The following is a 15,461-nucleotide window of genomic DNA, read 5'->3' as shown; positions in this document are numbered from 1 at the left end:
CAGGACCGTGAAACGACTCCACGCCGATGATAGTGCGGATTGCCCGTGTGAAAGTAGGTAATCGTCAGGCTCCCCCCCAGTCAGAAACCCCACCCGCCGCGGTGGGGTTTTTGCGTTTACGCGGCCGACTTTGCGCGCTTCACTACTTTCCGATCCGCAACGCATCCGCGTATCCCGTCAGTTCCAGATAGGCTCGCCCTACATCCGCATTCTGTTGACTCACCCGTACTGCGCCTTCCCAATACACGGCACCGGTCGACTGTCGTGAGTCGAGTTCCTGATCGTCCATCAGCGGATCGAGTTGCCATGTCAGCGTTCCCGCTCTAACCGTCATCGAGACCGGATACAAAGTATTCGTGTGCGGCGAGCGCCACATGCGACGCGGCGTGAAGTCCACTTCACCGGGGTTGAAATTCGTTACCTGACCATCGGGTCTGCGAAGCGTCGCGTGGGCCCATATTGCATGTCCGTCGCGGCTGCGGATCTTGAATGCCATTAGCGCCGAGCCGTCCGTCAAATTGGCGCCGAGCCAATCCCATCCGACCGCATTGGCGTCGAGCAACGTGCTCGACCACTCGTGATCGAGCCATGCGGTCCCCGTCACTGCTGCATCGCGCGTCGTGTCGTTTTCACCTCCGGCTGGGCGCACCACAGTGCCCGTCACGCGGAGTTGCGGTTCGCTGTAGTAATAGCTCGCCTGTTCGGGCCGCGGTCCTTTGCGCGAGTAACCGCGCTCGCCCTGAATCAGCGGAGGCTGCGTTGGCGCGAGTTGGAGGCGTAGCGAGAATCCGCTTGCATCGGCGGTGACGTCGTAGTGGCCGTCCGCGGCGCGAATCATTTTCCAGGCGTCGAGTTTGACGTCGGTGTTGGCGGTCTTCGCGTAGGCGAGCCCGAGACCCTGTCGAGCGATGCGTTGATCGTGAACGAGGTGTCCGATGGCCGGATCGCTCAGCGCAGCGTGCGCGATGATCAGTTGCGACGGGGCGAAATCGCTTGGATCGGCGGCATCGTGACCAGTCGCCGTACGGAAGAACGTGATCTGGAATCCGAGCGGTCGGTTGTCGGGCGTCGTGAGCCAGCCTGTCGCGTACCACCATTCGGTGCGGAAAGCCGGATGAGCACCGCTGTCCCGCGGAAACGAGATCGGATGGTCTGGCGTGACTGCCGCGAAGGCGACCGGGCTGGATCGAGTGGAGTCGCTACTAGCGGCGAAAGAGGGCGACACAGCGGCTATGCCAATCCAAACTAGCCCTCGGAAAAAAAGCTGAAGGCGCCGCGGAGGTGACCTGCCGTGTCGGCGCGCGATGCACGTTGCGCAGCCATCAAGCGCAGAGCAAACCTCGCGAGTGGCCACGCTATCCCAGATCAACCGAATTTTCCACGCACGCCGCGCAGCTGGCATCACCAGTCCTCCTTCACCGCACGCACTGCATCCACCGACACCGCGCCGCGTCCCGCGACCAGCGCCGTCGTACACGACAGCACCAGCATTACCAACGCGACTGTGCCCAGCACGAACCACGGTACATGCAGCGACATGCTCCAGTGAAACGACTGCGGATTGACGACGAACACGAGAATCAGGCTGATCGCGAAACCAAGCGCGAAACCGAGCGCAATGCCGCATGCGGTGAGCAGACCGCCCTCCGAAGCGAGGATCGCGAGAATCTGCGCGCGCGTCACCCCGACGTGGCGCAACATCCCGAACTCACGGGCGCGCGCGAGCGTCTGCGCGGAAAACGTCGCTGCGACGCCGAACAATCCGATCACGATCGCCACCGCCTCGAGCAGATACGTGACCGCGAAACTGCGATCGAAGATCACCAGCGTGCGCGCACGGATCTCGCCCGGTTGCGACACCTCGAGCGAAGCGCCGAACGGCAGCGCCTTCAAACTTGCGACGACGCGTTCGACGGTCACGCCCGGCTCGACGGTCACGGCGACATCGGTTGCGGTGGAGTCGCCGGTCAGCCACCGATAATCGGCAAGCCGTATCTGGATCGCGCCGCTCTGGCGCGCGTAGTCGCGCCAGACGCCGGCTACGACGAACGTCTGGCCATGCTCGCCGAGCGACAACCGCACACGTTGACCAAGCTCATACCCATACAGGTCGATCATTGCTTCGGAAACCCAAATAGGTATGTCGCCGGCGCGAAGCGCGGACGGCGTCAGCACCGCGCCGGTCATCTGCAGAGTCGCGCCCGGATCGGTCGCGTCGATTTCCCGGGCGAGCAGCGCGACGTCCGGGCGCGCGGGATCGAGCGTCAGATGTGTGATGCGCGCGAACGCGGCGTTGGCGATGCCGGGCACCGTCGCGATGCGCGTCTGTTCGTCGGGCCGCAAGCCGCCACTGTCGCCGCTATTGCCGCCCGACGCCACGCGCACATACAGATCGGCGGACAGCAGATGCGTGATCCAGTCGTCGACAGACACGCGGAAGCTGGCCACCATGATCGCCATCGCGACGATCAGCGCGAAGCTCGACAGCACGCCGCTCATCGCGATCGACGCCTGCCCCGGCGCATTCGCGAGACGCGCAATCGCGAGCGTGCCCGTCGCGCCCGCGCGGCGTCGCGTGACGCGCGCGCGGCCTGCCGCGCCGAATATCAGCGCGGTCACGCGCGGCATCAGCGCAATGCCGCCGACGAGCAGCAACGCGACCGCCAGATAACCGGCGATCGGCGCATCGAACCACGGCGGCACGCGCGTCAGCGCGGCGGCCGCCAGCAAACAGCCGAATGCCGGCCACGGCGTGGCGAGCCGCGCCAATGCGCTTTCCTCGGCACCGGCCTTGAGTGCCGGGGCAGGCCGTGCGCGCGCCGCGTCGATAGCGGGCGCTACGCTGCCCAACACCGACACCGCGACCCCGAGCGCGAGAAACACCGCGCTCGCGAGCGGCTCGAAACCGACTCGCGGTTGCACGCCCGGAAAATAGCCGCCGCCGAGATCGCTGCCGAAGAAGCGCAGCGCACCGCTGGCCATCGCGTAGCCGAGCGCAAGTCCACACAACGAGCCGAGTAACCCGAGCAGCGCGCCTTCAAGCAGGATCTGCCGCAATAGCTGAGCGCGCGTGAGGCCGAGCACGCGCAGCATCGCGAATTGCGATCGGCGTCGCACGACACCGAGTGCCTGAGTCGAAAACACGAGGAACGCGCCCGTGAACAGCGCGACCAGCGCGAGCACGTTCATGTTGATCCGGTAAGCACGCGACAGGCGATCAGTGCGGCTCTCAGTGTCGCGCGTCTCGGCGACTACCCATGTGCTGCCGAGCTGCTGTTGCAGATCGCGTTTGAAGCGTTGCCGATCGACGCCGCGTGCGAGTTGCACGTCAACGCGCGTCAGCTTGCCCACCTTGCCGAATCGCCATTGCGCGGCGGCGATGTCCATCACCGCGAGCCGTTGACCCGGCCGCGTGCGCACGAGCCCGCCCGCGACGCGCAGATGCAGGTCCGACGTACCGCTGCGTAGCGTGACATCGTCGCCGGTCTTGACGTGCAGCCATTGCTGCGCGGCCGTGGACAGAAATATCGCATCGGAGGCGAGCGTGTCGAACGGGCGATCGGGCGAGGGCACGCCGATCAGATCGGGCGTGATCGACCTCGCCTTGAAGACATCGATGCCGAGAACGGGCAGTGCACCGGTGCGGCCCGGCACCGCGACGTCGAGCGCGAGCACGGGACTCGCCAGCACCACGCCCGGTTCGTTGGCGAGTCGCGGATAGAGGGACTCGTCGACGAAAGGCTGCGCGCCGCGCACCTGCAGATCCGCTTCGCCTGACAGACTGCGCGCGGCCGCCGAGAATTCGTTGAAGGCGGCGCTGTTGATCAATTGCACCGCGTAGCCGAGCGCGACGCCTAGCGCGATCGTCGCGATGGCGACGAGTGCGCGTGCGCGATGACTGCGCCATTCCGCGACCATCAGCCAGCGCGCGAGAACACGATATCCCGGCGCGCGCGGCAGTGGACGAAGGTCAGCGGCCATCGTGGGTCGAGCGGGCCGCGGCGTGCGCGACGTTCGCGGCCTTATCGCGCGCGCCATGCAAGCCGCCCTCGCTGAGGATCAACACGCGGTCCGCCACGGCGGCCGCGGCCTCCGAATGCGTGACCATGATCGTCGCCGCGCCGGTCGCCTTGCTTTGCGCGCGGAACAGGCCGAGCACGTCGCGCGCGGTGGCAGGGTCGAGGTTGCCGGTCGGTTCGTCGGCGAGAAGCAGCGTCGGACGATGCACGAGTGCGCGTGCAATGGCTACACGCTGCAACTCGCCGCCGGAGAGATCGCGCGGAAAGTCGTCGCCGCGTCCGCCGAGGCCGACCGCCGCGAGCATGTCGAGCGAGGCGGCCGTCGGTAGATCATTGAGCAGCAGTGGCAGCGCGACGTTCTGCGCGAGCGTCAGATGCGGCAGCACGTGAAACGCCTGGAACACGAAGCCGAGCTTCTGGCGCCGCAGTCGCGTCGCGGCGTTGTCGTCGAGTTGTTCGACCGGTCGTCCGTCGATTAGCACGCTGCCGCTATCGGCGCGGTCGAGCCCGGCGATCAGGTTGAGCAATGTCGACTTGCCGACGCCCGAGTCGCCCATGATCGCGACGAACTCGCCCGCAGCGAGTGTGAAGTCGAGCTGCGCGAGCACGATGCGGCCGGTGCCGTACCGCTTGCTCAGGCCGCGGCATTCGAGTGCGGGTACGACGTCGTCACGAAGCGCCATGCGAGGAGGTCCGGAAAAGGAGTCGGGCGAGGGGAGCCCGTTGCGCGAATTGAGTGTGCCTCGCCGCGCGAGTTTCTGCAGCAGTTACCATGGCGCGGCGCTGGTCTGTGTAAGGAAAACGGAAGCTTCGTCCGCCTGGAGCGGAATATTTTCAGCGCACCTTGATGGAGGCGCGCGGCACCGCTAGCGACCTCCTCGCCGGTCGGTTTAGACCGCCCGCACAAAAATTTTTTTATCGCCGACGGTTGCCGCTCGTCCCCGACCGTCAAAAAGCACGCGAGAGCACGATCCGTTCCAGTCGAACCAGCCCCATAAACAGCGAATGTCTAACAGCGGCCAACCTCCGGCTAATTGCCAGCTTTTGCTGCCAAACTGCCAAGGCCTAACGACGCCTTTGTAACAATGTGCAAGCGCACATTTCGCTGCATTTTGCAAGCGCCCATGTCGCAACAATGTATTGTGGCGCGGATTTCGCGGCTGTTGCGATGCAAAATTATTCTTATCTTGGTAATCTCCCACCCTTGGTCAGTCGGCTGCGGGTAAACGTGTAGCGGGAATCCCCGCCACGCGTCAATTTCAGCGAACTCCAACTTACATTTCCATTTCAATGCCTGCTTGTTTCAGGGGGCGTTGACGCGGCGTTTTGTACTTCAAGTTTTGACAGAGCACATGCCATTGCCTCTCCTAAGTCTTCTCATCTGGATCCCCATCGTCGCCGGGTTCGTCGTTCTGCGCGCCGGGTCGGACGCGGCGCGTGATCGCACGCGCTGGCTCGCGCTGATCGGCGCGGTGGCGGGTTTCTTGCCGGTGATCCCGCTCGTGGCGAGTTTCCGTAACGACGTGACCTCGATGCAGTTCGTCGAGAACGTCCGCTGGTCGCCGACGTTCGATATCGCATGGCATGTGGGAATCGACGGGATTTCGCTGTGGCTCGTCGCGCTGACCGCGCTGACGACGATCATCATCGTGATCGCATCGTGGGAGTCGATCACGCAGCGCACCGCGCAGTACTTCGGCGCGTTCCTGATGCTGTCGGGCTTCATGCAGGGCGTGTTCACGTCGCTCGACGGCATGATGTTCTTCATTGCGTTCGAGGCGACGCTGATCCCGCTGTATCTGCTGATCGGCACCTACGGTCACAAGAACCGCACGTATGCGGCGGTGAAGTTCTTCTTCGTGTCGTTCCTCGGCTCGCTGATGATGCTGATGTCGCTGCTCTACCTGTATAGCCAGACGCACAGCTTCGACCTCGCCGTGTGGCGCGAAGCGCACCTCGACATGGTGCCGCAGGCGCTGATCTTCCTCGGCTTCCTTGCCGCGTTCGGCGTGAAGGTGCCGATGTGGCCGCTGCACACGTGGCTGCCCGACGTGCACCTCGACGGCCCGACGGGCGCCGCGGTGATGATCGGCATGCTGAAGATCGGCGGTTACGGTCTGCTGCGTTTCGCGCTGCCGATCGCGCCGCAAGCGAGCCATTTCTTCGCGCCGATGATGATCACGCTGTCGCTCGTCGCGGTGATCTATTCGAGCCTGCTCGCACTCGTGCAGACCGACATGCGCCGCCTGCTCGCGTATTCGACGGTCGCGCATATGGGCCTCGTCACGCTCGGTCTGTTCGTCTTCAACCGCTTCGGCCAGTCCGGCGCAATCGTGCAGATGATCTCGTACGGCGTGGTGTCCGGCGCGATGCTGTTGTGCACCGGCATGCTCTACGACCGCACGAAATCCGCGTCGATCGCCGAATACGGCGGCGTCGCCAACACGATGCCGCGCTTTGCCGCTTTCGTGATGCTGTTCTCGATGGCCAACATCGGTCTGCCGGGCACGTCGGGTTTCGTCGGCGAATTCATGGTGCTGATGGGCGCGATCCGCTTCAACTTCTGGATCGGTGCGATCGCCGCGACCACCCTGATTCTGAGCGCGGCCTACACGCTGTGGATGTACAAGCGCGTGATCTTCGGTGCGATCGCCAACGCGCGCGTCGCGAAGCTCAAGGATCTCGGCAAGCGCGAGTTCGCGCTGCTCGGTGCGTTGGCGCTGCTGGTGCTCGCGATCGGTCTCGACCCGAAGCCGTTCACCGATGCGATCGATCCGTCGGTCGGCACGCTGCTCGCGCAATCGGAACGCTCGGCGCTGCCTTCGGACTCCGTGCCGACGGAGGGCGGCGAGCATCTGCAGGCAGCGGCGCCCGGACCGGCTCCCGTCGCCACGCAGACTCCGGGTTAAAAGAACAGAGCGCAAGAGTCGTTGTCGCATCCGCGCGTCAGGATGCGGCGACGCTCTTGCGCTTTTGCGCGTCGTTATCAATCCCTTTGTGAATGCATGCGTGTTGCAGTACGTCGAAAACCGTTGCGCGTCCAGCGATTTTTAGCGCTTGTTTCAGGGGACTTTTGCGATGCGTCAGCTTTTCGATGCTTCGTTTCGAAGCGTCGCAAACGACGCTGGTGAATAGGGTGCGCGGGGAAATGCGGCAACGTGTCGCACTGCGTCGCGACGCAATAGTTCGTTGCTGAATCGAGTGTTTATCAGCATCCGATGCCCCCCTATTATGCGAGCGCTTATTAATGGAGAGCCGTCGAATGACGTTCGTTGAAGTCAAAAAAACGAGGCAGTGGATATGAAAGGACGGACGCTGAGAAGGCCGGCAAGTTTCATTTCCGCCAGCCTCATGTTGCTGCTTTCGGGTTGCAGCAACCTCGATATTCTGAATCCGAAGGGGAGTGTGGGACTCGCGGAGCGTGATCTGATCGCGACTTCGGTGTGGGCCATGCTGATCGTCGTGGTGCCGGTCATTCTGATGACACTGTTTTTCGCGTGGCGTTATCGCGCGTCGAACAGGAACGCCGACTACCAGCCAGGGTGGACGCACTCCACCGCGGTTGAAGTCGTCGTCTGGACGATTCCGACTTTGATCATTCTGTTCCTCGCCGTGTTGACGTGGCGGACGACGCATGAACTCGATCCGTATCGCCCGCTCGAATCCCAGGTCAAGCCGATCAACGTCGAAGTCGTCGCACTCGATTGGAAGTGGCTCTTCATTTACCCGGACCTCGGCATCGCGTCGGTGAACCAGCTCGCGATCCCGGTCGGCACGCCGGTGAACTTCCGGATCACGTCGGACACGGTGATGAACTCGTTCTTCATCCCGCAGCTGGGCGGCCAGATCTACGCGATGGCGGGCATGCAGACGCGCCTGCACCTGATCGCCGATCACGCCGGCGACTACGCGGGCACCTCGGCAAACTTCAGCGGCAAGGGCTTTTCGGACATGAAGTTCCGCACGCTCGCCAGCTCGCCTGAAGACTTCAACGCGTGGGTCGCTAAGGTTCGCGCTTCGTCGGACCGTCTCGACATGGACCGCTATCACGCGGTGTCCGAGCCGAGCGAAAAGGACCCGGTGCGGTACTTCTCGACGGTCGATCCGAAGCTCTTCAACAACATCATTGCCCGCTACAACAACGGCAACGTCATCGACAACATGAAAGACGCCAACTGTGCGCCTAAGGGGTAACTCATGTTCGGAAAACTAACGCTCGATGCGATTCCGTATCACGAGCCAATCATCGTTACGGCGGGCGCGGGGATGATCCTCGCCGCGCTGGCTGTGCTCGGCGCAATCACGTATTTCGGCAAATGGCGCTACTTGTGGACCGAATGGCTGACCTCGGTCGACCACAAGAAGATCGGTGTCATGTATATCGTCATTGCCTTCATCATGCTGCTGCGCGGCTTTGCCGACGCGATCATGATGCGTATGCAACTGGCCCTGTCGTACCTCGCCCCGGGCTTTTTGCCGCCGCATCACTACGACCAGATTTTCACCGCGCACGGCGTCATCATGATCTTCTTCATGGCGATGGCGTTCATGGTCGGTCTGATGAACCTCATCGTGCCGCTGCAGATCGGTGCACGCGACGTCGCGTTCCCGTTCATCAACTCGCTGAGCTTCTGGATGACGGCAATCAGCGCGATCCTGATCAACATCTCGCTGGTGATCGGTGAATTCGCGCAGACGGGCTGGCTCGCTTATCCGCCGCTGTCCGAATTGCAGTTCAGCCCCGGGGTCGGCGTCGACTACTACCTGTGGAGCTTGCAGCTCTCCGGTATCGGCACGTTGCTGACCGGTGTGAACTTCTTCGTGACTATCGTGAAGATGCGCGCGCCGGGCATGTCGTTCATGAAGATGCCGGTGTTCACCTGGACCGCGCTGTGCACGAACGTGCTGATCATGGCGTCGTTCCCGATCCTGACCGTCACGCTCGCGCTGCTCGGTCTGGACCGTTACCTCGGCATGCACTTCTTCACGAACGATGCCGGCGGCAACGCAATGCTGTACCTGAACCTGATCTGGGCATGGGGACACCCCGAGGTGTACATCCTGATCCTGCCGGCGTTCGGTATCTTCTCGGAAGTCGTTGCGACCTACGCGAAGAAGCCGCTGTTCGGCTACAAGACGATGGTGTGGGCGACCTGCGCGATCATGGTGCTGTCGTTCCTCGTGTGGTTGCACCACTTCTTCACGATGGGTTCGGGCGCGGACGTGAATGCGTTCTTCGGTATCGCGACGATGATCATCTCGATCCCGACCGGCGTCAAAGTGTTCAACTGGCTGTTTACGATCTACAAGGGCCGTCTGCAGTTCACGACACCGGTTATGTGGACGATTGGCTTCATCATCACTTTCACGATCGGCGGTATGACCGGCGTGATGATGGCGATTCCGGGCGCGGACTTCATGCTGCACAACAGCCTGTTCCTGATCGCTCACTTCCATAACGTAATTATTGGTGGCGTGCTGTTCGGCTATCTGGCCGGCTTCAACTACTGGTTCCCGAAGGCGTTCGGCTTCAAGCTGAACGAGAAGCTCGGCAAGGCCGCGTTCTGGTTCTGGCAGATCGGTTTCTGGGTTGCGTTCACGCCGCTGTACGTGCTCGGCTTCATGGGCATGACGCGTCGTCTGAACCACTACGACAACCCCACCTGGCATCCGTGGCTGATCGCCGCCGCGTTCGGCGCGGTGCTGATCGCAATCGGTATCGCTTGCCAACTGCTGCAACTGGTCGTCAGCATCCGCGATCGCAACCTGAAGGAAAACCGCGACCTCACGGGCGATCCGTGGGACGGTCATACGCTGGAATGGGCGACGAGTTCGCCGCCGCCGGCTTATAACTTCGCGCACATCCCGGACGTTCGCTCGCTCGACGCGTTCACCGAAATGAAGTCGCGCAAGGGCGGTGTGAAAGTGCCGGCGTATCGCGACATTCACATGCCGTCGAATACGTCCGCGGGTCTGTTGGTGGGTCTGTTCTCGCTGGTGCTCGGTTTTGCCGGTGTGTGGCACATCTGGTGGCTTGCGATCGTTGGCGCGGTCGGCGCGATCGCCACCGTGATCATCTACAGCTTCATGGACAACGACGGTTATTACATTCCTGCCGACACTGTTGCGCTGATTGAAGAGAATCGCAACGGCGGTGCTGGTGCCGTGGCCGGTGTCGGCGCAAGCGCCGGCAAGCAGGTCGCGCTGGAGGTGGACTGATGTTACAGAAGACAATTGCGGTTGAGCCGCAACTCGCGCCGGACCACGTGCCGTCGCACTCGGTGTTCGGTTTCTGGCTGTACCTGATGACCGACTGCATCATCTTCGCGGCGCTGTTCGCGGTGTTCGCGGTGATGAGCCACCAGTTCGCGGGCGGTCCGAGCGGCAAGGACCTGTTCGAGATTCCGGGCGTCGCACTTGAAACGACGATGCTGCTGCTCTCTAGTATCACGTACGGCTTCGCGATGCTCGGCGCGCACAAGAACCGCAAGGGTGTGCTGCTCGGCTGGCTCGGCGTGACGTTCCTGCTGGGCCTCGCGTTCCTCGTGCTGGAAATGCGCGAGTTCTCGCACCTGATCGCCGAAGGCGCGGGTCCGAGCCGCAGCGCGTTCCTGTCGTCGTTCTTCACGCTGGTCGGCACGCACGGTCTGCACGTGACGTTCGGCCTGATCTGGATGGTCGTGCTGGCGCTGCAGGTGATGCGTCATCGCGACCTGACCGAACGCGACATGATCCGTCTGACGTGCCTGAGCCTTTTCTGGCACTTCCTCGACGTCGTGTGGATCGGCGTTTTCACCTTTGTCTATCTTGCGAGCGTGATCTAAATGGACCATAGTCATAGCGCCCATGGCGCACACTCGGAAGGCGGTCACGGCAGCTTCGGCAGCTATACGGCGGGCTTCGTGCTCTCCGTCGTTCTGACCGTCGCGGCCTTCGCGATCGTGATGACCGGCACGTTGACGGGCCAGAGCGCGTTGCTCGCGATCGCGGGTCTGGCGTTCGTGCAGATCCTCGTGCATCTGGTGTTCTTCCTGCACATGAACACGTCGTCGTCGCAGCGCTGGAATGTGACGGCGTTTGCGTTCACCGTGCTGACCGCTGTTATCGTGGTTGGCGGGACGTTGTGGGTGTTGCATAACGTCAGCATGAATATGATGTCGCGCTAAGCGGATAACGCTTTAGCGTCAAAAGAGAAGCCCCGTAAGAATGAAAGTTCTTGCGGGGCTTTTGTCATGTACGCCTGGAATCGGCGCATTCCTGCTGGTGCAAGTCTCGCCATACGCTGGTCACGGCGGACGAAGCGAAGCGCAACCGCAGGAGGGTGACCGAGTGACGAGACCCGATGTGGAGCGTGAATCGCGAGACGATGAGCAAAAACCGTATGGAAGGCGTTGTCCAGCGGAGCGAGCAAGTACGAAATCGCGGAGCTTTAGTGAGCAAGGCGAAATGGCGTAGATGCGTTGATTGTGCGATGAAGGAGTGCGCTTTTACCTGGGAGATCTCGCCTCATGCCTGAAAGGAAAGGGGCTTCGAGCCGGGGCGAGAACTCGGCAGATACCGCAGTGTGCCCTGAGTAGCGCGTTGTTCAGGACGGTTCAAGTCTCTCTCGCGCCCGGATGAGGGAGTGCCACACCCTACAGCGGAGGGTAATATCTGGCTGGCCGAAGGCGGATCTTTCGCTTCCAACTCGTGGTATCTCCCGAGGCCGGGGTACCCGTTGCGACCGCATGCCGACTCCACGGTCAGAAAAGACATGATCGATCTGATCCGCGACCTTGGCGCGGCATAATTCGGGTGTCGGCACAGCCTGGTTAAATCACATACGTCCACGGGCTATCGGCGCGGGCGGCATGACGGCAGTTGGCACGCGATAGCATCGGAATACCGCATAACCCGGAAACTCAACGTGCAGTTAAGATGAAGCCAATTCAATTTGACACATTGGCATGTTGGAACAAGGAGGATATTCCAATGACGTCTCTACTTGACTGGTTCGCGGCGGCAAGGTGGCGCATGTCCCTGTCTCACTGTCTGGAGGGGTTGCTGGTGCAGACACCGGTTGGGCTACTGTTCGACTTCCGAATTGGAGCCCTTGCCGTAATCGTCTGGTATTGGTCGCGCAAAAAACTCGAGTGTGAACTCGAAACCTTGGATAAGGAAGAATTGCTTGCTTTCGAGTCGCACGCTTATACCTGGGCGATTGGCTGGCTCCCATGGCACTGGGACGCCTACAAAGTACTAGATCTGTTGCTGCCGGCGCTGTCCGCGATGCTGATCGCCATGGCCACGCATGGTTACAGAGGACCTTTTTCGCTATGTTAGGTGCGGGTCCTATATGTATTGTTGAGAAAGAAATTCGTGCCGAAAGAAGAAGCTATTGCGGTGTACTGGACGTCGGGCGAGGGTACCTGCCATAAGCCACTAAAACAGAGGCGGTGACGCCAACCTATTTTAACAATTGTCCCAATTGAACTATTTTCGCTTCATTTGAGCATGACCAAACGTTTGCGGTGCTGGCTTGTTTTACGGAAATTCAGGTGCCATTTTGAAAAATAATCTTTGCACTTTGCGAACTACTGCATTGATCTTCAGTGGAAAAGCCTGCCAATGGCTACCGGCAACCCTGGACAGTTGAAGATGCAGATATTTGCGACCCAAGCAAGAAGAAATTTTTACCGCTCACGCGAGGGCGGCAATGGATTGGGATTGTAACAACTGGAAATTTTCCGTCTGTTGTGAAGACGCGACTCTTACAGAAATATTCGTCAATTGTAATGGTGCGAAAGAATCTTCCTGCGCTAATATTCTGCCGGCGCTTACAAGCTTGCCATTTCGTCTCTTTCAGTACGTCTCTTCGCTCGGCACTATCCGTGTTGCGCAGGATTGAATGTTCCCGTGTCGTCGCTAGAGGACGGTGAAAGGATCGGCGCTGCAGGAGCAGACGTTCCGACTTCAAAGTTTTGATTGGCTCAAATCGACGTTAGCGGAAACAGTGGTTGTCCGGCCTCGCATGTTTTTCAATGAAGGTCTGCGCGTTTTATTCCGTGCGACCACGGCAAAGAAGCAAACAACTTCATTCACAGACCGTGGCAAAACAATATTGCTTGAGATCGGGGGGAGAGTGAGAACGAGTGTGCCGCGTGTAGTCGTCATCACTGGCGGTAGTGCCGGACTCGGGCGTGCGCTGGCCTTAAGCTATTGCGCGCCCGGTATCACGCTAGGCTTAATCGGAAGAAACGCTGAACGTCTCGAGGACGTTGCCGAGGCGTGTCGCGCGCGCGGCGCCGAGGTCGTGGTTGGCAGCGTGGACGTCCGTGATGCAGCGGCGCTTCAGGCGTGGATCTTCGATTTCGACTCGCGACATCCAATCGACTTGCTGATTGCCAATGCCGGCGTTGCCAGCACACTCCGCTCATCTGACGACTGGGAAGGCGTTAGTCGGACTGCCGAAGTCGTCGATACCAATCTCTACGGTGCTTTGCACGCAGTGCTGCCTTCCATCGAGCGCATGCGGAATCGGCGGGGCGGCCAGATCGCTATTGTCAGTTCGCTCGCCGGATTGAGGGGGATGGCAATCTCGCCGGCCTATTGCGTGAGCAAGGCCGCGCTCGTGGCGTACTGCGATTCCGTGCGTCCGGTTCTCGCACGCGACCATATTGGAATTTCAGTCGTGATGCCCGGCTTCGTGCGAACTGGGATGAGCGACGTTTTTCCTGGCAACAAGCCCTTCATATGGAGCGCCGAAAAGGCCGCCTTGTTTATCAAGAAGCGCCTGACTCGGCGCCGCGTGGAAATCGCTTTCCCTTTCGGTTTGACGCTCGGCCTCAAGTTACTACGCCTGTTGCCAGCGGCTGTCGGTGACGCAATCCTGGGTCTCCTGTTTCAGATCCCTCGTCGGAATATGTGAAGTGCCGCACGGTATTACGATCGCGGCCGCCATGGTCGCATGCTCCTTCGCCGTTGAAGCGATCTCTGTCACAAGATCGTCGCTTCGTAGGCCGCCTGTCGCGCTGATGCTGCATCTGGCGGCGCTCGCTGCGGTGACGGCAGGTTGCATCGCCCTGACGGGGCGGCCGTTATTTTCGATGGGCGTCGCGTTCGTGTTGATTGGCTTGCTCGCGGTCGTCGGCAACGCCAAATACGCCTCGCTGCGCGAACCGCTGGTCTTCAGCGACCTGAGCCTTTTCAGCCAGGTCTTCTCGCATCCTCGCCTGTATTTGCCGTTTCTTGGTTTTGGCAAGCTCATCATCGTGCTCGTCGGAATAGGGGCAGCGGCGGGGGCGTTCATTGCCGAACGTCCCGTGACGCTGCGGCAAAGATGGGCTGAAGCCGTCGTCGCATTGATTTGTCTACCAGTGTGCATCGCGCTTTCTCGTCGCTTGCCGCTCACGCTGCAACCCTTTTCGGACCAGCGCCGATTCGGTTTTTTCTCGGCGTCCGCTGCCTATTTGATCAACGGATTGAGCAGTGCGCAACGGCGCGCGTTCACTCGCGCCGAAGGTAACAGCCCGTTTTCGGTCGGGCGCCCAGACGTTCATCCGGACGTCATCGTCATTCAAAGCGAGTCGTATTTCGACGCCCGCCGGCTCGGCGAATGCGTGTCTGGCGAGCCCTATGCGCACTTCGATCGCGCAAAACGCGAGTCGTTCGAGCAAGGCGAATTGTCCGTGCCGGCCTGGGGCGCGAATACGATGCGCAGCGAATTCGCCATGCTCACCGGCCTGACGTCGGTCGAACTTGGATACGCGCGCTTTTATCCGTATATGTTCGTGCGCCGGGCGTGCGCGTCGCTGGCGGGTTATTTCCGGCGCGGAGGATATCGCACGGTGGCCCTGCATCCGTACCACGCGAACTTCTTTGGCCGTCGACGGGCATTCGCGCACATGCACTTCGACCGCTTTCTGGACATTGAGCATTTCGAAAGTGCGTCTCGTGTGGGGCCATACGTTGGGGATCTTGCGGTAGCGGACAAGCTCATCGCCCTCCTGCAGGCCAGTGACGACAAACCGCTGTTTGCGTTTGCGATCACGATGGAAAATCACGGCCCTTTGCATCTGGAGACGGTTTCCCCTGGGGAGTCCTCATCGCGGCACACGCTAGGAGACGACGCACGCTGGCGCGACCTGACCGCGTACCTTCGGCATGTGGAAAACGCGGACGCGATGATCGGCAGGTTGACCGACTATCTGCGCGGGCGTAATCGGCCGACGGTCCTGTGTTTTTATGGCGATCACGTTCCTGCTATGTCTTCCGTGTTCGATGCGCTCGAAACGGAACCGACGAACAGTGATTACTTTATTTGGCGCAATTTCGGAAGCGACATCGGCAAGCGCCGAGATGTTGGTGTCGAGACTCTCGGTTCCACGATACAGCGCGCGATGATGCCTGCCGATGGTGGCGACACCGATTCGCGAAACGAATTGCAGCAGATGCCGGCATGAT

At 61.0% G+C, this 15,461-nt stretch carries 11 protein-coding genes; 8 read left to right on the top strand and 3 right to left on the bottom strand.

Going from position 1 to position 15,461, the window contains the following annotated elements; all coding sequences use genetic code 11:
• Positions 1-142: 142 nt before the first annotated feature.
• From F6X39_RS12035 to F6X39_RS12025, 3 genes are all read right to left on the bottom strand, one after another.
• The gene (locus F6X39_RS12035; RefSeq protein ID WP_187616799.1) at positions 143-1,225 is read right to left on the bottom strand and encodes a lipocalin-like domain-containing protein; all 1,083 of its coding nucleotides are present in this window, start codon (positions 1,223-1,225) and stop codon (positions 143-145) included.
• 176 nt (positions 1,226-1,401) lie between these two features.
• Positions 1,402-3,981: an FtsX-like permease family protein gene (locus F6X39_RS12030; RefSeq protein ID WP_187616798.1), complete on the bottom strand. Its 2,580-nt coding sequence runs from the start codon at positions 3,979-3,981 to the stop codon at positions 1,402-1,404.
• Positions 3,971-4,702 carry an ABC transporter ATP-binding protein gene (locus F6X39_RS12025; protein ID WP_187616797.1) on the bottom strand — a complete coding sequence of 244 codons (732 nt, stop codon included), beginning with the start codon at positions 4,700-4,702 and terminating at the stop codon, positions 3,971-3,973. The genes F6X39_RS12030 and F6X39_RS12025 overlap by 11 nt, the downstream gene beginning before the upstream one ends.
• A gap of 669 nt (positions 4,703-5,371) precedes the next feature.
• Here F6X39_RS12025 and F6X39_RS12020 point away from each other — a divergent pair.
• The 8 genes from F6X39_RS12020 to F6X39_RS11985 all read left to right on the top strand — a co-directional run bounded on the left by F6X39_RS12020 (position 5,372) and on the right by F6X39_RS11985 (position 15,460).
• Positions 5,372-6,928, top strand: a complete 1,557-nt coding sequence (locus F6X39_RS12020) for a NuoM family protein (RefSeq protein WP_187616796.1) — start codon at positions 5,372-5,374, stop codon at positions 6,926-6,928.
• 391 nt (positions 6,929-7,319) lie between these two features.
• Positions 7,320-8,213, top strand: coding sequence for a ubiquinol oxidase subunit II (gene cyoA, locus F6X39_RS12015; RefSeq protein WP_187616795.1), 894 nt, complete (start codon positions 7,320-7,322; stop codon positions 8,211-8,213).
• Positions 8,214-8,216: 3 nt separating this feature from the next.
• A complete protein-coding gene (cyoB, locus tag F6X39_RS12010) occupies positions 8,217-10,238 on the top strand; it encodes a cytochrome o ubiquinol oxidase subunit I (RefSeq protein ID WP_187616794.1) in 2,022 nt (673 codons plus the stop codon).
• Entirely contained in the window at positions 10,238-10,843 is a 606-nt protein-coding gene (gene cyoC, locus F6X39_RS12005) for a cytochrome o ubiquinol oxidase subunit III (RefSeq protein ID WP_018425052.1), read from the top strand. The genes cyoB and cyoC overlap by 1 nt, the downstream gene beginning before the upstream one ends.
• A complete protein-coding gene (gene cyoD / locus F6X39_RS12000) occupies positions 10,844-11,185 on the top strand; it encodes a cytochrome o ubiquinol oxidase subunit IV (protein WP_187616793.1) in 342 nt (113 codons plus the stop codon).
• A 751-nt stretch (positions 11,186-11,936) separates the two neighbouring features.
• Complete coding sequence (locus tag F6X39_RS11995; RefSeq protein WP_187616792.1) at positions 11,937-12,341, top strand: hypothetical protein; 405 nt, start codon at positions 11,937-11,939, stop codon at positions 12,339-12,341.
• Positions 12,342-13,140: 799 nt separating this feature from the next.
• A complete protein-coding gene (locus F6X39_RS11990) occupies positions 13,141-13,926 on the top strand; it encodes an SDR family NAD(P)-dependent oxidoreductase (protein WP_187616807.1) in 786 nt (261 codons plus the stop codon).
• Position 13,927: 1 nt separating this feature from the next.
• On the top strand, positions 13,928-15,460 hold the full coding sequence (locus F6X39_RS11985; RefSeq protein WP_187616791.1) for an LTA synthase family protein: 1,533 nt from the start codon (positions 13,928-13,930) through the stop codon (positions 15,458-15,460).
• Position 15,461 lies beyond the last annotated feature (1 nt).

This window comes from Paraburkholderia sp. UCT2 (assembly GCF_014397665.1).
Taxonomy (GTDB): Bacteria; Pseudomonadota; Gammaproteobacteria; order Burkholderiales; family Burkholderiaceae; genus Paraburkholderia; species Paraburkholderia tuberum.
Note: the sequence above shows the minus strand (reverse complement) of the source record. Positions and strands in the feature narration are given on the sequence as shown.

What these genes read in the sequence shown, in the direction of transcription:
- cyoC (WP_018425052.1), top strand. Translation starts at nt 10,238, where the DNA reads ATGTTACAGAAGACAATTGCGGTTGAGCCGCAACTCGCGCCGGACCAC.
- F6X39_RS12025 (WP_187616797.1), bottom strand. Translation starts at nt 4,702, where the DNA reads ATGGCGCTTCGTGACGACGTCGTACCCGCACTCGAATGCCGCGGCCTG.
- F6X39_RS11995 (WP_187616792.1), top strand. Translation starts at nt 11,937, where the DNA reads ATGAAGCCAATTCAATTTGACACATTGGCATGTTGGAACAAGGAGGAT.
- cyoB (WP_187616794.1), top strand. Translation starts at nt 8,217, where the DNA reads ATGTTCGGAAAACTAACGCTCGATGCGATTCCGTATCACGAGCCAATC.
- F6X39_RS12020 (WP_187616796.1), top strand. Translation starts at nt 5,372, where the DNA reads ATGCCATTGCCTCTCCTAAGTCTTCTCATCTGGATCCCCATCGTCGCC.
- cyoA (WP_187616795.1), top strand. Translation starts at nt 7,320, where the DNA reads ATGAAAGGACGGACGCTGAGAAGGCCGGCAAGTTTCATTTCCGCCAGC.
- cyoD (WP_187616793.1), top strand. Translation starts at nt 10,844, where the DNA reads ATGGACCATAGTCATAGCGCCCATGGCGCACACTCGGAAGGCGGTCAC.
- F6X39_RS12030 (WP_187616798.1), bottom strand. Translation starts at nt 3,981, where the DNA reads ATGGCCGCTGACCTTCGTCCACTGCCGCGCGCGCCGGGATATCGTGTT.